This is a genomic window from Acidobacteriota bacterium (assembly GCA_039683095.1).
Lineage (GTDB): Bacteria > Acidobacteriota > Aminicenantia > Aminicenantales > Saccharicenantaceae > RBG-16-66-30.
In genome coordinates this window covers 785,694-804,299 of record JBDKSB010000012.1, presented here as the reverse complement: position 1 = coordinate 804,299, position 18,606 = coordinate 785,694, and the positions used below count along the sequence as shown (strand labels likewise).

Annotated in this window: 10 protein-coding genes; 2 read left to right on the top strand and 8 right to left on the bottom strand. The window is 69.5% G+C overall.

Features of this window, described 5'->3' with window-relative positions:
* Positions 1-68: 68 nt before the first annotated feature.
* The 7 genes from ABFD52_11285 to ABFD52_11255 all read right to left on the bottom strand — a co-directional run bounded on the left by ABFD52_11285 (position 69) and on the right by ABFD52_11255 (position 9,264).
* Entirely contained in the window at positions 69-1,355 is a 1,287-nt protein-coding gene (locus tag ABFD52_11285; GenBank protein MEN6561349.1) for a Glu/Leu/Phe/Val dehydrogenase, read from the bottom strand.
* A 135-nt stretch (positions 1,356-1,490) separates the two neighbouring features.
* Positions 1,491-2,168, bottom strand: coding sequence for a hypothetical protein (locus ABFD52_11280; protein ID MEN6561348.1), 678 nt, complete (start codon positions 2,166-2,168; stop codon positions 1,491-1,493).
* Positions 2,169-2,172: 4 nt separating this feature from the next.
* Positions 2,173-4,572 (bottom strand): hypothetical protein, encoded by a 2,400-nt coding sequence (locus tag ABFD52_11275; GenBank protein MEN6561347.1) that lies wholly within the window; start codon positions 4,570-4,572, stop codon positions 2,173-2,175.
* Positions 4,569-5,951 carry a Gfo/Idh/MocA family oxidoreductase gene (locus ABFD52_11270; GenBank protein ID MEN6561346.1) on the bottom strand — a complete coding sequence of 461 codons (1,383 nt, stop codon included), beginning with the start codon at positions 5,949-5,951 and terminating at the stop codon, positions 4,569-4,571. Before ABFD52_11270 ends, ABFD52_11275 begins: the two co-directional genes overlap by 4 nt.
* Positions 5,952-6,034: 83 nt before the next feature.
* Positions 6,035-7,414, bottom strand: a complete 1,380-nt coding sequence (gene argH, locus ABFD52_11265) for an argininosuccinate lyase (GenBank protein ID MEN6561345.1) — start codon at positions 7,412-7,414, stop codon at positions 6,035-6,037.
* Positions 7,411-8,667, bottom strand: a complete 1,257-nt coding sequence (locus ABFD52_11260; protein MEN6561344.1) for an argininosuccinate synthase — start codon at positions 8,665-8,667, stop codon at positions 7,411-7,413. Before ABFD52_11260 ends, argH begins: the two co-directional genes overlap by 4 nt.
* Before the next feature lie 132 nt (positions 8,668-8,799).
* The gene (locus tag ABFD52_11255) at positions 8,800-9,264 is read right to left on the bottom strand and encodes an arginine repressor (protein MEN6561343.1); all 465 of its coding nucleotides are present in this window, start codon (positions 9,262-9,264) and stop codon (positions 8,800-8,802) included.
* A gap of 170 nt (positions 9,265-9,434) precedes the next feature.
* On the opposite strand from ABFD52_11255, the gene ABFD52_11250 reads away from it, so the two are divergent.
* Both ABFD52_11250 and pbpC read left to right on the top strand, forming a co-directional pair.
* Positions 9,435-14,957: an MG2 domain-containing protein gene (locus ABFD52_11250; protein MEN6561342.1), complete on the top strand. Its 5,523-nt coding sequence runs from the start codon at positions 9,435-9,437 to the stop codon at positions 14,955-14,957.
* Positions 14,958-15,004: 47 nt separating this feature from the next.
* Positions 15,005-17,326: a penicillin-binding protein 1C gene (gene pbpC / locus ABFD52_11245; GenBank protein ID MEN6561341.1), complete on the top strand. Its 2,322-nt coding sequence runs from the start codon at positions 15,005-15,007 to the stop codon at positions 17,324-17,326.
* A gap of 284 nt (positions 17,327-17,610) precedes the next feature.
* On the opposite strand, the gene ABFD52_11240 is transcribed toward pbpC, so the two are convergent.
* Positions 17,611-18,600: a sugar phosphate isomerase/epimerase gene (locus ABFD52_11240; GenBank protein MEN6561340.1), complete on the bottom strand. Its 990-nt coding sequence runs from the start codon at positions 18,598-18,600 to the stop codon at positions 17,611-17,613.
* Between the last annotated feature and the right edge of the window lie 6 nt (positions 18,601-18,606).

Genomic DNA, 18,606 nt, shown 5'->3' with positions numbered 1-18,606 from the left:
ATAACGCCCCGTCCTCCCCGGCCGGACCGGGGAGGACGGGACGGCGACGTCGCGACGAACGGAAGAGATCAGACCCAGCCGCGGTCCTTGCAGGCGTTGGCGACGCGGCTGACGGCGATGACGTAGGCGGCGTCGCGCATGAAAAGCTTGCGCGTCCGGGCCAGCTCGCTGACGGCCTTGAAGGCGGCGGTCATCTTGTCATCGAGCTTGCTCAGGACCTCTTCCTTGGTCCAGAAGAAGTTCATGTTGCACTGGACCTGCTCGAAATAGCTGCAGGTCACGCCGCCGGCGTTGGCCAGGAAGTCGGGGATGACGAAGATGCCCCGGCTCTTGATGACGGCGTCGGCCTCGGGGGTCGTCGGGCCGTTGGCGCCCTCGGCGATGACCTTGACCTTGGGGCCGATCCTCTTGACCGTTTCACCGTTGATCTGGTTCTCCAGGGCGGCGGGGATGAGGATGTCGACGTCCTGCTCGATCCAGGCGTCGCCGGGCAGGCGCTCGTAATCGAGCGATTCGGCCTTGGCCTTGTCGATGCCGCCGAAGCGGTCGGTGATGGCCAGGAGCTCGTCGAGGTTGACGCCGCTTTTCTTCCGGTAGGTGTAGGAAGCCTGGTCGTTCTGGTCCCAGCAGGCGACCGCGACGACCTTGCCGCCGAGCTGGGTGTAGAGCTTGATGGCATACTGGGCGACGTTGCCGAAGCCCTGGACGGCGGCCGTGGTCGACTCGATCTTGATGCCCTTCTCTCTTAGGGCTTCCCGGAGCGTGAAGACGACGCCGTAGCCCGTCGCTTCCGTCCGGCCGAGCGAGCCGCCCATGCCCACCGGCTTGCCCGTGATGAAGCCGGGGTACTTCGCGCCGTGGATGGTCTCGAACTCGTCGAGCATCCAGAGCATGTGCTGGGGATTGGTCATGACGTCGGGGGCGGGGACGTCGCGCAGGGGGCCCACGTCATAAGCCAGGACCCGCATCCAGCCCCGGCAGAGGCGTTCCTGCTCGCGCTGGCTCAGGTCGTGCGGGTCGCAGATGACGCCGCCCTTGCCGCCGCCGAGCGGGATGTCGACGACGGAGCACTTCCAGGTCATCCACATGGACAGGGCCCGGACGGTGTCGATCGTCTCCTGGGGGTGGAAGCGGATGCCGCCCTTGCAGGGCCCGCGGGCGTCGTTGTGCTGGCAGCGGAAGCCGTGGAAGACGCGGACGGATCCGTCATCCATGCGAACGGGGATCGAGAAGTGGTACTCCCGCAGAGGCGTCCGCAGGAGGTCCCGGGTCGGTTGGTCAAGCTCGAGAAGATCGGCCACGGAGTCGAACTGCTTCTGAGCCATTTCGAAGGCATTGAACCCTTTTAAAGCCATTGATAAGCTCCTAAAGTGTGGTGATGGCGGCACCTTGCGGTGCCTCATCGTCGCGGTCCCCGCGACAAAAAATGATAGTCCATCCAAATGGAAATAGCAAGGGGACGGAGGGGCGCAGGACCGGCCCGCCCGGCCTCAATCCTTGAAGATCTCGAGGCCGGCGAAGACGACGGCCGCCGCGGCCGATGCCAGCGCCGCGTAGCGGTGGAACTCGAAGAGGAACCTCTGTCCCGGCGTGCCGAACAGGGGCAGCATGGGCAGCAGGGCGGATATCATGAGCAGGAACCCGGCCGCGACGAAGAGCCAGAAAGCCCAGACCCTGACCCGGGCCGGCGTGACGCCCATCTTCCGGAGGTCGAGGATGGACAAGGTCAGGCTGGCCGGCTTCGGCACGGCGACGAAGTCACGGCCCTTGAACAGGACGATGACGGCCAGGCAGACGGAGAACAGGCCGCCGCACATGACGTGCCCGACGAGCGGGAAGCCGAACAGGCCGCGCGGGATGAAGACGCCGAAGAAGAACCCGCTGGCCGCCAGGTAGAGGAAGCTCCCGCAGAAACAGATGTCGAGCCACTTCTCCAGGACCGGCTCCCGCCAGAGGGGGAGCCCCTTCAGGCAGGCCCGCCAGGCCCGGGGCGAAGCCCGCCGGGACATCTGGACCGTCCGGAGGGCCAGCCAGGCGAAGAACTTCTTGATCAGCTCGCCGTAAAGGATGGTCGACCGGGCCTCCTCGCGGGTCGTCAGGAAGCGGTGGAAGGCGAGCCCGAGGAACGCCGCCGCGAGAACGAGGACGGTGACGATCGTGAAGACCATGGCCCTACCTCTTCTCCATGAACCCGGCGAAGCGGCCGAGCGCGACCAGCCCGGCCAGCAGGAGGAGCGGCCCGACGAGGAAGGCGCAGACGGCCAGGACGATCTTGAAGACCGGCCGGACGATGAACGACAGGCCGAAGACGCGCTGGAAGAGGCCGCCGAGGCCCATGAAGGACGCGGCCGAGCGCTTGGCCACGCTCTTCGTCAGCAGGGGCCCCGTGCCCTTGATCGTGTCGAAGAAGAAGTCCGATCCGCCGCTGTGGCAATCGGTGCAGGCCTTCCAGCCCAGGGACTGCTGGGCCGGCCGGACGTTGTGGGCCAGGGGCCAGGTCACGGGCGCGGCGGCCTTGTCCTTTCGGGACACGAGCCGGCCGCCCTTGTCGAGCCTGAACAGCCGGCCGCCGGAGACGTAAACGCACTCGCCGTTCCCGCCGGCCCTGGCCAGCGCCCCGAGGACGAGCGTTACCTGTTCTTCGGTCAGCGTCTGTTCGGTCCCCGCCTTGGCGGCCGCGGTCCGGACGTCGAGATCCGAGGCCAGGGGCTGGAGCTTGCCGGCGGCGAGCCAGCCCGGACCGGCCGCTCCGGCCAGGCCGGCCGGAGCTTCGGACGCGTCGAGGAAACCGTCGACGAGACGGTAGACGGTCTTCCGGACGACGATCACCGGCTCGCCCGGCTTCGGAGCGATGGTCTCCAGGGCCTGGAGGAACTCCTGGAACCTGGCTTCGACGGCCGGGTCCTTGTCCGCGGCGGCCGGATCGAAATCGGGCGCGAGCGGGGCGATCTCGGCGCCCTTGCGGATGCCCCAGAAGGCCGCCGTGTCCGCCTTCGCTCCCGGCCGCCCGGCGGCGTCCAGGCCGGCGTCGACGTTCGCGGAGAAGACGAACCGTCCCGCCGCGAGAACGGGCGTCTCGTCCTCGGCCGTCACCTGGCTCAGGGCGATGAGGACCTGGGCGATGCGGTCTTCGCCCTTGAGGATGTCGCCGGCCGCGGCCTCGACCTCGGCCGGCTTGATCGGTGCCAGGCCCTGGCCGGACCGCCGGGCCCAATAAGCCGGCCAGACCAGCCGCTGCGGCGCGATCTTGCCGGCCGCGTCCTTCTTATAGACGGGCTCGACGACGGCCGGGGAATCGGTCGCCCAGGCGGCGACGCCGTGGATGCCCAGCCGGTTGGCCCGTGACGTCCGGACCCGGGTGAAGCCCTCCTTCGGCCGCGGCCCAGAGTGGCAGACGGTGCAGGAGAGGCGCTTGAAGTGGACCAGGGGGATGCCCGTGTGCTTCGGATAGGGCGCGCCGAGCCGCCCCGGCGCGACCGTCTTCCGGCCCCCGGCGTCCTCCCCGAGGTGGCAGCCGCGGCAGGTGAAGGAGGCCGCGGTCTTGTTGCCCGTCTCGGCCGCCTCGCCCTCGTAGCCGCGGACGATGGCGTGGCCGAGGTCGTTGCGGTGGCAGTCCGTGCACTTCAAGCCGGCCGCCGCGTGGACGTCGGCCTCGGCGCTCCACATGGGCTCGTCCTTCGGCGAGACCGCATGGCAGGCCAGGCAGCGCTCGTCAGAAGGCTGGTAGTTCAGGTCGAAGAAGTAGCGGTGCTTGGAGTCGAAATCGGCCGTCCGGTACGTGACCTCCGGGACGACGGCCCATTCGTGGTCGTCGGGATTTGGCCCGTCGTAGATGTCCCAGGTGCCCTTGAGCCGGGAGGCCATGCCGCCGACCTCGCCGATCCCGGCGGAGGCCGTGGCCGCCCAGCGCAGGTTCTCGCGGAGGACCTGCTTGGCCCATTCGCTCGGGTCCTGGCGTCCGGACCTGTTGTGACAGGCCAGGCAGTTTATCTCGGCCTTGCCCGAAACGCTCCAGCGCCCGTCCGGCTCGGCTTCGACCTCGGCCTCGGCTGGCTCGGCCGGGCCGCCGCCGGCGAGATGGCGGCCGAAGAGCATGGTGAAGTCCCAGGCGCCGAGGCCGACCGCCCGCGGGTCGAAGGCCCCGGTCCATTTGCGATACGAGAGCGGCAGGACGGTCCCCGTCCGGGGGTCGACCTCGAACCAGGGCTCGCCGGGCCGGCCGCTCCGGCCGGCGGTCATGGCCCCGAAGTGCCAGCCGCCCTGGATGGTCTTGTAGTCGTGGCAGGGCCCGCAGGTATAGCGGGCCGAGTACGGCAGGGGCTCGGCCTCGGTCGGGATGATGGGCTCGTCGTTCTCATCGCGCAGGGGCAGCAGGTGGGTCGTGATGGTCCGGTGGCCGTCCCAGGCCGCGGGCTTGGGGGCCGGGGCGGGCACGGCCGACGCGGGCTGCCCGGTCCCGGCCGGCGCCGCGCCCTGCGGATTGGTTTGGGCCGCGAGGCCCGCGGCCATGACGAGCGCGGCGAAGAGGGCCGCGCCCGCAACCCGGAAAGCGGTCCGTCCGGCGGGGCTCATGCCTTGAACTGCTCCGGCCGGAACTCCATGATCCGGCGGGCCTTGACCGCCTCGTTGGCCTTGAGCACGGCGACGCACGACTCGTAGGCCAGCTCGGCCGGGCAGTTGAGCGGCGTCCCGCTGCGCACGGCGTCGAAGAAGTTCTCCAGATGCGGCTGATGGGCCGGTTTGGCCAGCTCGACCGGCAGCGGCCAGCGGCCGGCCTCGGCCGTCACCCGGACGTCGACGAAGATGTTCTTGGTCGTCGACTTCTGGATGGGCACGGCCTCCGACTGGAGCAGACCGGCCTTGGCCAGGGAGTCCCACTCGGGCGCGTGGGGCTCGCGCATGGCCCAGTTGCCGCGCTGGGGGATCTCCGACAGGACGAGCGAGCCGTTCTCGCCCATGAACGTCTCGTAGAAGCCGCCGTGCTGGGTCGTCGTCTGGACCTGGTAGAAGGCCCGGGCCGGGCCGTCCGGGGTCTCGTACTCGTAGATGGCCATGACGTTGTCGTACCATTGCCAGTTCTTGTAGTAGTCGAGGCCGCCGCTGGCCACGACCGATCTGGGCGGCGCGCCGTGGACCCAGCTGAACAGGTCGATCTGGTGGGAGCCCAGGTCGACCATCGGCCCGCCGCCGTACTTCTTGTACAGGCGCCAGTTGCGGAACTCGGTCATCGAGCCGTAGCCGTACTTGTCGAGCGTGGCCCGGTCGATGCCGTATTTCTCGGGCCAGCCCAGCAGGTCGGCCTTGGCCCGGTTCCACTGGGCGTAGGCCACCGTCACCCGGCCCAGGAGCTTTTTCTCGCGGATGAGCCGGTCGATGGCGTGGATGTAGCGTGGATTGGAGCGCCGCTGGTGGCCTATCTGGAGGAGCTTGCCTGTCTCGCGTGCGGTCAGGACCATGGACCGGGCCTTGTCGAGCGAGTTCGACATCTCCTTTTCGCAGTAGACCGGAAGGCCCGCCCGCAGGCAGGCGTTGGCGTGCTCGGCGTGCATCCAGTCGGGGGTGGCCACGACGGCCGCGTCGAGGCCCTTTCTTTCGGAAACCAGGAGCTCGCGGTAGTCCTCGTAGGCCTTGGCGACATGGCCGTACTTCTTGAGATAGTTCCCGGTGTACTGGCGGCTGTAGGACCAGATGTCACAGATGGCCGCGACGCGGACCGAGGGGATGCGGAGCATCGACTCGATGAGGACCCGGCCCTGGGCGCCGCAGCCGATGACGGCCACCCGGAGCTCGTCGGCGGACTTCGCGGCCGAGGCCGCCGGCCCGGCCTGGGGCGGGGCCTGTCCGAACGCGGTCCCGGCCAGGGCGGCGCCGAGCCCGGCCGTGGCCGATGTCTTCAGAAAATCACGGCGGCTGATACGTTCGGCCTCCGGCGTCTTGGCTGCGTGGGCCATCGTGTCTCTCCTGCCTCGGTTGAGGACAGCACATCATACTATAAAGGGAGGCCCCGATGAAGAGGCCGCGGGAGCCCCGCTCATCAGCCCGCGCAGCCGAGGACGGCCCGCGCCTTCCTGATCTGCCGCCGGACCATGTCGGGGTTGGTCGAGCCCGGCGTCTTTTTGCGCCGGACCGAATGATGCGGGTCGAAGAGCCCCGATGGCAGGTCCTGCAGGGCCGGATGAAGGGCCCGGAGTTCGTCCGGCGCCAGGCCGTCGAGGCGGCGGCCCGAGCTCTCCGCCAGGCGGACGGCCTCGGCGGCGATGCCGTGGGCCTCGCGGAAGGCCAGTCCCCGCTCGACGAGCGTATCCGCCAGGTCGGTGGCGAAGATCGACGGGTCGATGGCCGCGGCCATGCGCTCCGGCACGGGGCGGACGCAGCGCAGGACGGCCCGCGCTGCCTCGAGCGCCCGGAGGGCGTCCTCGACGCCGCGGCGCAGCGGCTCCTTGTCCTCCTGCAGGTCCTTGTTGTAGGACCAGGGCGTTCCTTTGAGGACCAGGAAGAGGCGGGAGTAGTGGGCGAACAGCCGCCCGGGGGCCGCCCGCAGGAGCTCGAGCACGTCGGGATTCTTCTTCTGCGGCATCAGGCTGCTCGAGGTCGCCGCGGCGTCGGCCAGGGCGATGAAGCCGAATTCCGCCGAGGCGAAGATGATGAGGTCCTCGGCCAGGCGGGACAGGTCGATCAGGACGAGGCCCATGGCGCCGAGGCTCTCCAGGATGAAGCTCCGGTCGGCCACGGCGTCGAGCGAGTTCTCGGACACGGCGGCGAAGCCCAGCTCGGCCCGGAGGCCTTCGCGGTCCAGGGCGACGGTCGACCCGGCCAGAGCTCCCGACCCCAGCGGACAGACGTCCAGGCGCTCCAGGGCGTCGGCGATCCGGCCCTTGCCGCGCTCGAGCGCCCAGAAGAAGGACAGGGCGTAATGGGCGAAAAGGATCGGCTGGCCGCGCTGGAGATGGGTGTAGCCGGGCATGACCGCGCCGGGGGCGGCCTCGGCCAATTCCAGCAGGGCCTCCTGGACGCCGGCGACGGCCGCCGCGACGGCGGGCAGGGAGGACTTCAGGTACAGGCGCTCGTCGGTCGCGACCTGCTCGTTGCGGCTGCGGCCCGTGTGCAGCTTCCGCCCCGGCTCGCCCGCCTCCTCGATGAGCAGGAGCTCGACGGCCGAATGGACGTCCTCGAACCGGGACAGGTCCTCGCCGGCCGCGAGGCGCCGGGAGACGGCGGCCAGGCCTCTCAGGACCGCCGCCGCCTCTTCGCTGTCCAGGACCCCGGCCGACGAAAGCGCCAGGGCGTAGGCCCGCGAGGCGTCCATCTCCGCGTTGAGCAGGAAGGCGTCCTCGCCGATCGAGGCGTTGTAGCTTTCCAGGGCCGGGACGGCCTTCCGCCCGGCGAAGCGCCGCTCCCAGACCTTGCCGCTCATTGCCCGTTCCTCATGAAGTCCGTGACCTTCTTGCCCCGGCGGGTCATGATGGCGTTGTGGGCCATGAGGCGGATGGCGTTGATGGCGATGAAGCCGCGCGAATCCTGCTGGTTGAAGCCGCCCTCGATGTCCATGCTGGAGAGGTCCTGGTCGTAGAGCGAGCTCGGCGATTCCCGGCCGGTGACGGTGACGTTGCCCTTGTACAGGGTCAGGCGGACGATGCCGTCGACGACCTCCTGGCTCTTGTTGACCGCGGCCATCAGGAAATCCATCTCCGGCGAGAACCAGAAGCCGTTGTAGACGATCTCGGCGAACTTGGGCGTGAGCGTGTCGCGCAGGCGCATGACCTCGCGGTCCATGGCGATGCCCTCGATGTCCATGTGGGCGGCCCGGAGGATGGTCAGGCCCGGCGTTTCGTAGACCCCGCGGCTCTTGACGCCGACGAACCGGTTCTCGACCATGTCGACGCGCCCGATCCCGTTCTCCGCGCCGACGTCGTTGAGATAGGCGAACAGCGCCGAGGGGCCGGTCTTGGTCAGCCCCCGGGTCAGGTCGGTGACGCGCACCGGGACGCCGTCCTTGAACTGGATCTCCAGGCTGGTCTCGGCGTCGGGCGCGTCCTTGGGGCTCCGCGTCCAGGAGAAGACCCCCTCGTCCGGCGCGGTCCGGGGGTCCTCGAGGATCCCCGATTCGTGGCTGATGTGGATGAGGTTGGCGTCCTCGGAGTACGGCTTCTCCCGCGAGGCCTTGACGTCGATGCCGTGGGCGGCCGCGTAGGCGAGCAGGTCCGGCCGGCCCTGGAACGAGGCCAGGAACTCCTTGTCCTTCCACGGGGAGATGACCTTGATGGCGGGGTCGATGGCCAGGTAGGCCAGCTCGAAGCGGACCTGGTCGTTCCCCTTGCCCGTCGCCCCGTGGGCGACGTACTGGGCCTTCTCCTTGTGGGCGATCTCGACCTGTCGCTTGGCGATCAGCGGCCGGGCCAGCGAGGTCCCCAGGAGATAGCGGCCTTCGTAGATGGCGTTGGCCTTGACCGCGGCGAACACGTAATCGGCGACCAGCTCGTCCTTGATGTCCTCGACATAGACCTTGGAGGCGCCGGTGGCTATGGCCTTGGCCTCGACCGCGGCCATGTCGTCGTCCTGGCCGACGTCGGCCACGTAGGCGACGACGTCGAAGCCGCGCTCGACGAGCCACTTGAGGATGACCGACGTGTCGAGGCCGCCGGAGTACGCGAGGATGACCTTGTCCATGAGAAAGATCCTTTCATTGACCGGAAGAATGGGTTTTCGGGACCGGCCGCGAGGGCCGGGACGGTGGTGACGGGGGGTGATCAGTTGTGCCGGGAGCCCCGGCGCCGGAACATGCCCCTGGTCGGGAAGAACTTAGAGGAAAGCACGGAATTCCCCCAGGAGGGCGCGGCCGTGCTCGTCGCCGTCGGCGACCACGAGGATGGTGTCGTCGCCGGCCACCGTGCCCAGGATATGCGGATGGTCGAGGGCGTCGATCAGGACGCCGATCCCGGCGGCGTTGCCGGGCGAGGTCTTGACCAGCACCAGGGATCCCGTCCCCTTGACGCCGGAGACGAGGGACCGGAACATCGCCCGCAGCTTCTCGCGCGGCGACCCGGACGCGCCGCCGGCGGCCGGGACCTCATAGCGGAAGCCCCCCGAGGGCGCCGGGACCCGGACGGCGCCGATCTCCCGGAGATCGCGGGACAGCGTCGATTGGACGGTCCTGAGGCCGTGCCGGCGCAGGGCCTTGAGAAGGGCCTCCTGGCTTCCGGCCGGCTCCTCGCGCAGGACCCGGGCCAGGAGCCGGCGCCGTTCTTTGACTGAATATTTATCCATATGAATCGAATAATTATCCACAATCGGGCCCGCTTGTCAAGCCCCTCCGCGAAGATCGGCCGCCCCGGCCGGGGAGTTGACATCGGCGGGAGCCGGGATTACGCTTCCGGCCTGTGGTGCCCGCCGTCGGGGGCAGGAGCGATCGTCCGGATCTCAGGGGAGGGGCCTTTATGACGAAAAAAGCCGTGTGCGCCGTTCTCGCCGCCGTCTGCGTCCTCGGGCTGGCCGGCTGCAAGCCGAAGAAGCCGTCCGCGGCCGAAGCCGAAAAGGAGTGGTACCGCTACATCAGCGCCTTAACCTCGGGGACGATCTTCCGCAAGTCCCCCGTGCGCGTCCTCTTCGTCGACAACGCCGGAAGGCCCGGCCCGGCCGCGCCGGGGCTGTTCGAATTCTCGCCGGCCATCGACGGCGCGGCCGAGTGGAGGAACCCGCGCGAGCTCGTCTTTGTCCCCAAGGGCGAGCTCAAGCCGGGCCAGGAGTACAAGGCCGTCCTCCGGGTCGGCAAGATCCTCGATTTGCCCAAGGCCTTCGCCCGGTTCGAGTTCCGCTTCGGCGTCGTCAAGCCGAGCCTGGAGGTCTCGCTCGAAGGGCTGTTCGCCGAGGACCCGGAGCGGCCCCAGGATCAGGTCCTGCGGGGCCGCCTGGTCACCTCCGACATGGAGGACAAGGCCCTGGTCGAGAAGGTCCTCGAGGCCGAGCAGGACGGGAAGGCCCTGACGGTCGAGTGGAGCCACTCCCAGGAGGGCCTGAACCATTATTTCTCGGTCAAGGACATCGCCCGGAAAGAGGAAGATTCCGCTGTGACCCTGTCCTGGGACGGGGCGCCCGTCCGGATCGACAACCGCGGCCGCCGCGACGTCGCCGTCCCGGCCCAGGGGGCCTTCGAAGTCGTCTCCGTCGAGGCCGTTGCCGGCGAAGCCCGCCACGTCCTGGTGCGCTTCTCCGACAGGTTGGCCAGGGACCAGGACCTCAAGGGCCTCATCCGGATCGAGGACCGGCCCCTGACCTTCGAGATCGAAGGCAACGTCGTCCGGGCCTACTCGACCCGGAATTTCCTGGGCAGCCTGCCGGTCCAGGTGTTGCCCGGCATCCGCAACTTCCTCAACCGCCGCCTGAAGGACGGCCTGGAACGGACCGTGACCTTCGAGTCCCTCCAACCCCAGGTCCGTTTCGTCGGCCGCGGCCTCATCCTGCCTCGCAAGGATCGCCTGACCGTGCCGATCGAAGCCGTCAACCTGAAGAGCGTCCAGGTCGCAGCCTTCCAGATCTATCCCGGCAACATGGCCCAGTTCTTCCAGGTCAACAGCCTGGAAGGCTCGGAGGAGCTGGCCCGGGTCGGCCGCTATCTCTGGCGCAGGACGGTGCCGCTCTCAGACGATCCGGCCGTGACCGGCGGGTGGACGCGCTACGACCTCGACGTGACGCCCCTGTTCAAGGAGAGCCCCGGCAGCCTCTTCCGCCTCGTCCTGTCGTTCAACCGCGGCAACTCGACCTATCCCTGCGCCTCGGGCGGCGCGCCGGTCGTGACCGAGCCGCCGCTCCAGAACATGGACGACGAGAGCTACAGCCGCTATTCGAACTGGGACTACTACGACGAGGGCTACGCCTACGATTCCGGCGACTGGTCGCGCCGCAACGACCCCTGCGCCGACGCCTACTACATCCCGCGCTACAATCACAGGGCCGCCGTCGGCCGTAACTTCTTCTCCTCCGACATCGGCCTGGTGGCCAAGCTCGAGGAGAGCGGCGGCCTCCACGTCGTGGCCACGGACATCGGCACGGCCAGGCCGCTCCCCGGGCTGAAGGTCAAGGCCTACAACTACCAGAACCAGGTCCTGGGCGAAACGGCCACCGACGGCAGCGGGTTCGCCATGCTGGCCCTCAGGGACCGGGCCTTCTACGTCTCGGCCGAGGGCGGCGGCGACATCGGCTACCTCCGCATCGCCGGCCAGGGCGCCCTGCCGGTCAGCCATTTCGACGTCGGCGGCGAGGTCCACAAAAAGGGGGTCAAGGGCATCCTTTACGGCGAGCGCGGGGTCTGGCGGCCCGGCGACACGCTCCACCTGACCTTCGCCCTGTTCGACCGCCTGAAAGCCCTGCCGGCCGGGCAGCCCGTCCTCCTGGAGCTGGCCAACCCCCAGGGCCAGGTCGTCCTGACGGCCAGGCCGGAGAAGGTCGTCGAGCCGTTCTACGGCTTCAGGATCGACACGGACGAGTCGGCCCCGACGGGCAACTGGCAGGCCCGCATCCTCGTCGGCGGCCTGACGTTCGCCAAGACCCTCAAGATCGAGACCGTCGTGCCCAACCGGCTCAAGATCACGCTCGACGCCGGGCGCGACGTCCTGGTCCGCAAGGACATGCCGTTCGAGGCCTCGGTCGCGTCCCAATGGCTCCACGGCGCGCCGGCCGCCAACCTGAAGTTCGACGTCTCCGTCCGCCTGTCCAGGCGGCCGACCCGTTTCGACCGCTACCCGGACTACGCCTTCGACGATCCCGCCCGGGACTTCGAAGGCGCGACGGTCGAGGCGGCCAAGGGCACGCTCGACGCCCAGGGCCGCGGCCAGGCCCGCATCGATATCGAGCCGCGGCAGCCGAGCCCGGGCCTGCTCGAGGCCGCCTTCACCAGCCGGGTCTTCGAGGAGAGCGGCGATTTCAGCGTCGATTCGTTCTCGCTGCCGTTCCATCCCTACGACTCCTACGTCGGGGTCCGGGCGCCCAAGGGCGACCAGGCCCGGGGCATGCTCCTGACCGACAAGGACCAGGTCGTGTCGATCGCCACGGTCGACACGGCCGGACGGCCCGTGTCCCGGGACAAGATCCTGGTCTCGCTCTACAAGCTCGATTGGCGGTGGTGGTGGGACCGCAGCGGCGAGTCCCTGGCCCAGTACGTCTCGAGCGTCCAGACCCGGCCGCTGCTCAAGGGCGAGGTGGCGACCCGGGACGGCGCCGGCCAGTGGACCTTCCAGATCCGCTATCCCGACTGGGGCCGCTATCTCGTCCGGGCCGAGGACCCGGTGAGCGGCCACGCCGCGGGCCAGATCGTCTACATCGACTGGCCGGGCTGGGCCGGCCGGTCCCGCGAGGAGGGCGGCGCCGGCGCGACGGCCCTCAGCTTCACGGCCGACAAGCCCTCCTACAAGGTCGGCGAGAAGGCCGTCATCTACCTGCCCGAGGCGGTCCAGGGCCGGGCCCTGGTCTCCATCGAGAACGGGACGTCGGTCCTCGACAAGTTCTGGGTGCCGACGGTCAAGGGCGAGAACCGTTTCGAGGTCCCGCTGACGGCCGCCATGACCCCCAATGTCTACGTCCACGTCACCCTCATCCAGCCGCACCGCGACAAGATCGCCGACACGCCCATCCGCCTCTACGGCGTCATCCCGATCCTGGTCGAGGACCCGGCCACGCGCCTGGAGCCCGTGATCAGGGCGGCCGACGAGATCCGGCCCCGTGAGAAGTTCCGGGTCGAGGTCAGGGAGACGGCCGGCCGGCCCATGAGCTACACGCTGGCCGTGGTCGACGAGGGCCTCCTCGGCCTGACCCGGTTCGCGACGCCCGACCTGCGCCAGGGGTTCTACGCCCGCGAGGCCCTCGGGGTCACGACCTGGGACCTCTTCGACATCGTGGCCGAGGCCTACGGGGCCGAGATGGCCCGCATCCTGGCCCTGGGCGGCGACCAGGGCGGCGAATCCAAGGACAAGGCCAAGCAGCCGCGGCGGTTCCCGCCGGTCGTGCTGTTCGAGGGGCCGTTCGAACTCCCGGCCGGCGGCAAGGGCGTCCACGAACTGACGATGCCGCAGTACTTCGGGGCCGTCCGGATCATGGTCGTGGGCGGCCGCGACGGCGCCTTCGGCCGGGCCGAGAAGTCGGTGCCGGTGCGGCGCGACCTGATGGCCCTGGCCACGCTGCCGCGGGTCGTCAGGCCGGGCGAGGACGTGGTCATGCCGGTCACCGTCTTCGTCGCCAACCCGGCGATCAGGGAGGTCACGGTCGGCGTCGAGACCAACCCGCTTTTCGAGGTCGTCGGCGAGCGGACCCGGACCGTCGTCTTCGCCAGGCCGGGCGACGAGATCGTGCCGTTCGCGCTCAAGGCCGCGGGCGGCATCGGCCAGGGCGAGGTGAGGTTCCGGGCCGCCGGCGGCGCCGAACGGACCGAGGACGCGATCGCCATCCCGATCCTGGCCGGCAACCCGGCCGTCACCCGGACGACGCGGCTCGAGGTCAAGCCGGGCCAGGCGGCGAGGCAGGAGGTCGTTCCCTTCGGCCTCGAGGGCACGAACCGGGTCATCGTCGAGGCGTCGTCCGTGCCGCCGCTCGCTCTCGAGAAGCGGCTCGACTATCTCATCCGCTATCCCCATGGCTGCCTGGAGCAGACGCTCTCGGCGGCCTTTCCCCAGCTCTATCTCAAGGGCCTGGTCAGGCTCGACGCCCAGCAAGCGCGGGACGTCGAGGAGCACGTCCGGGCGGCGGTCGAGAAGCTGGCCGCCTTCCAGATGACCAACGGCGCGTTCTCCTATTGGCCCGGCGACCGGGAGGGCCACGAGTGGACCACGGCCTACGCCGGGTATTTCCTGATCGAGGCTTCCCGGCTCGGCTATCACGTGCCGCAGGCCATGCTCGACGCCTGGCGGGCCAACCAGAAGATGATGGCCAACAATTTTGTCACGGGGAGCGGCGCGGACCGGCTGATCCAGGCTTTCCGCCTGTTCGTGCTGGCCCTGGCCCGCGACCCCGACCTCGGGGCGATGAACCGGCTGCGGGAGAGCGAGGGCCTGCCCGGGCTGGCCGGGCTGATGCTGGCCGCGGCCTTCCACGTCACCGGGCAGGCGGACGCCGCCGCGGACCTGGCCGGCCGGGCCAAGCTCGAGTTCAAGGCCTACCGCGGCGACAGCCTGACCTTCGGCTCCGACTTCCGGGACAAGGCCCTGGCCGCCCGGGCCTTCGTCCAGATGGGCCGGTCCGGCCAGGCCCGGCCGCTCGTCGCCGATATCGGCGGGACGCTGGGCTCGGACCAGTGGCTCTCGACGCAGGAGACGTCGTTCGGCCTGATGGCCCTGGCCGCGTTCTACGGCAGCGAGGGGATCAAGCCCTTCCGCTTCCGCTTCGCCTGGGACGCGGACAAGGCCGTCGACGTCGAATCCTCGACGCCGTTCGACCGGCGCGAGTTCGCTTCGTTCCCGCTCCAGGGCCGGACCCTGGCCGTGACCAATCCAGACGCGGCGGTCCTTTACGTCACCATCTACCGGCGCGGCGTGCCCGCGGCCGGCGCCGAGACGCCGTCGTCCGAAGGGCTTTCGATCGACGTCCGCATGCGCGACATGAAGATGAACGGGATCGCGATCGACAAGGTCGCGCAGGGGCTGGACCTTGTCGCCGAGGTCCGGGTCAGGAACCTGACCGTGGGCCGGCTCGAGAACCTCGTCCTGACCCATCTCCTGGCCGCCGGCTTCCAGATCAAGAATCCGCGCTTCGCCGGGGAGACGGGCGCGGCCGCGGCGGTCAACTACCAGGATGTCCGCGACGACCGCGTCTACACCTACTTCGGGCTCGGCGCCGGCGAGGAGCGGGTCTTCCAGGTCGTCCTCAACGCTTCGTTCCGCGGCCGCTATTACCAGCCGGGCCTGGCCGTCGAGGCCATGTACGACGCCGCGCTCCATGCCAACACGAAGGGACAATGGGTCGAGATCGTGCAATGAAGATCTTGAGGGGATCCGTCACCCGGCCTCACAGATCCCGAAGGATCATGGCCATTGGATCGGCGCTCGTTGCCCTGATCGTCTCCTGGTTTGCCATTCCCGTCGTCCATTTTCACGATCCCGTCTCGCCGGTGCTGTTCAGCGCCGAGGGACGGCTGCTCGGGGCCAGGCCGGCCGCCGACGGCCAGTGGCGCTTCCCGCCGGGGGAGCGCGCGCCGGAGCGCTTTTTCGAGGCCCTCGTCCGCTTCGAGGACAAGCGCTTCTACTCCCATCCCGGCGTCGATCCGCTGGCCATCGGCCGGGCCGCGCGCCAGAACCTCCGGTCGGGCCGGGTCCGGAGCGGCGGCAGCACGATCACCATGCAGGTCGTGCGCCTGGCCCGCAAGAACCGGCCGCGGACCTACATCGAAAAAGTCGTCGAGACGATCCTGGCCCTGCGGCTCGAAACGCGGCGCCCGAAGAAGGACATCCTCGCGCTCTTCGCGGCCCACGCGCCCTTCGGCGGCAATATCGTCGGGCTCGACGCCGCCTCCTGGCTCTATTTCGGGCGGAGCCCCGACGAGCTGAGCTGGGCCGAGGCCGCCTTCCTGGCCGTCCTGCCCAACGATCCGGGGCTGCCGGCCACGGCGGAGGGAAGGGCCAGGCTTCTCCGGAAGCGGGACCGGCTGCTCGAGAGGCTGCGGGCCTCGGAGGCGATGCCCGCGCTCGAATGCCGGCTGGCCCTGGCCGAGCCGCAGCCCTCCCGGCTGCGGGCCGTGCCGCGCGACGCGCCGCATCTCCTCGACTCGCTGGCCGCCCGGCCGGGGGCGGCTTCGCCGTTCCGGTCGTTCATCGCGGCCGACCTGCAGAGGACGGTCGGCCGCATCGCCGAGGAGCACGGCAGGAGGCTGGCTGAGCGCGGCATCAGCAACCTGGCCGCCGTCGTCATCGATAACCGCGCCGCCGCCGTCGTGGCCTACGTCGGGAACGTCGGGACCGGCCGGGCCGGGGAGGAGGGACAGGACGTCGACATCCTCCAGAGCCGGCGCAGCACGGGCAGCATCCTCAAGCCGTTCCTCTACGCGGCCTTGCTCAAGGAAGGCGGATTGACGCCGCTGACCCTCGTCCCCGACACCCCCGTGCGCTTCGAGGGCTTCAGGCCGGAGAATTTCGACCGCAAGTTCCGCGGCGCCGTGCCGGCCCGGGCGGCGCTGGCCTGGTCGCTCAACGTCCCGGCCGTGCGCGAGCTGCGCGATTACGGCATCCCCCGCTTCGAGAACAGGCTGAGGCAGTGGGGGATGACCACCCTGGACCGGCCGCCCGACGATTACGGCCTGACCCTGGTGCTCGGGGGCGCGGAAGGCCGGTTGATCGAGATCGCCGGGCTCTACGCCAAGCTGGCCGAGCTGGCCTCGGGCGCGCCGGGAGGCGGCCGGGAGGTCCGGCTGCTGAGAGACGAGCCCGAGTCGCCTTCGAAGATGCGGGAGCTCGGGGCGGCCTCTGCCTACCTGACGCTCCAGGCGCTGACGGCGGTCAGCCGGCCCGACGACGAGGGCTATTGGCGGAACTTCAGCTCGTCCCGATGGGTCGCCTGGAAGACGGGCACGAGCTTCGGGCTGCGGGACGCCTGGGCCGTGGGCGTCACGCCCAACTACACGATCGGCGTCTGGGCCGGGAACGCGGACGGCGAGGGCCGGCCCGGGTTGACGGGCCTCGGCGCGGCGGCCCCGGTCCTCTTCGACCTCCTCGGCGCGACAGACGGCGGCGGCGAGATCGCCCGGCCGCGGTCGGGGCTCAAGACGCTCCGCGTCTGCCGCGATTCGGGGTACCTGGCGACCGACCTCTGCCCGGCGGTCGAGGCCCAGGTGCCCGAGGAGAGCCGCTTCGACCGCATGTGCACGTTCCACCAGACCGTCCACCTCGACGAGACGGGACGCTTCCGGGTGGACAGCCGCTGCCTGCCGGTCGACCGGATGCGCCACGAATCGTGGTTCGTCCTGCCGCCCGTCCAGGAGTATTTCTACCGGGCCGACCACGCCGAGTACCGGCCCCTGCCGCCCTTCCGCAGCGACTGCGGCGGCGGGCCGGCCGGCGAGCGGGGATCGCGGGTGATGAGCCTCATCTATCCCGAGCCGGACGTCTCGGTCTATGTCCCCATCGGCCTCGACGGCCAGGCCGGGGAAGTCGTGCTCGAGGCCGTGCACCGCGAGGCCGGGGCGACCATCCACTGGTACCTCGACGAGACGTATCTCGCTTCGACCCGCGTCTTCCACCAGATCGGGGTCGCGCCCGAGCCCGGACCGCACCGGCTGGTGCTGACGGACGACCAGGGCCGGCGGCTGGCCCGGGACTTCCAGGTCGTCTCCCCCTCCCGCCGCGGCGACCGCTGAGGCGGCGACGGACCGTCCCCATTTTTGTTCATCTCCCGTTTCCGGGGAACCTCCCGAGGCGCAAGGGATGTACGGCAGTGAGCGGGGTCCTCGAAGCGACTGAGAGATGTCTTCAGAGAGTGCTTTTTTAAATACTTGGCAGAATCGCAGCAGAGTGTTCGAAGCCGCGATTCTGCCCGGCCGCTCCCAGGGGTCCGCTTCCCGCTACCGGGGAGGCCGGGGAGCAAGAGGCATATCCCGGGCAAAGCCGGAGAGAGGAGCTTCCCGGGATCCGGAGAAGAACCCTATTTTTTCATGTCCTTGTCGAAAGCGACCGTGGACGGCGCGAAGTTCATCGTCCGGACGAACTCGAGCGCTTCCCTGGCCCCGAACTCGCGGTCCATGGCGTTGTCCTCCCACTCGACCGAGAGCGGGCCGTCGTAGCCGATGGCGTTGAGCTCGCGGACGACGGCGTCGAAGTCGACGTCGCCGTGGCCGAGGGAACGGAAGTTCCAGCCGCGGCGGACGTCGCCGAAGGGCAGGAACGAGCCGAGGATGCCGGCCCGGCCGTCGAGGGTCACGGCCACGTCCTTCATGTGGACGTGGTAGATGCGGTCGGCGAAGTCGCGGAGGAAGAGATGCGGCTCGATGCCCTGCCAGACGAGGTGGCTCGGGTCGAAATTGAGGCCGAGGGCCAGCCGGCCGTTGAAGGCGTCGAGCAGGCGCCGCGTCGTGTAGACGTCGAAGGCGATCTCGGTCGGGTGGACCTCGAGGGCGAACTTGACGCCCTGCTCGTCGAACTCGTCGAGGATGGGCGACCAGAGGGCCAGGACCTTCTGGAAGCCGGCCTCGACCATCTCCTCGGTCGTCGTGGGGAAGGAGTACCAGGCCTTCCAGATGGGCGAGCCCATGAAGCCGTTGACGACGTAGCAGCCCATGTTGCGGGCGGCGCGGGCGGCGGCTTTCATCTCCTCGACGGCCCATTTGCGGATGGCCTCGGGCTTGCCCTTGACGGCGTCGGGGGCGAAACCGTCCAGGCGGGGATCATATTCGTCGCCGACGCACTGGCCGGCGAGGTGGGCGCCGAGGGCCCAGCACTTGAGGCCGTGTTTCTCGAGGATGCGCTTCCGGTCGCGGATGTACGCGGGGTCGGCGGCGGCCTTGCGGACGTCCATGTGGTCGCCCCAGCAGGCGATCTCCAGGCCGTCGTAGCCCCACCCGCTCACCTTCTTGCAGACTTCTTCGAACGGCAGGTCGGCCCACTGGCCGGTGAAGATGGTGACGGGTCGTGCCATGTTATT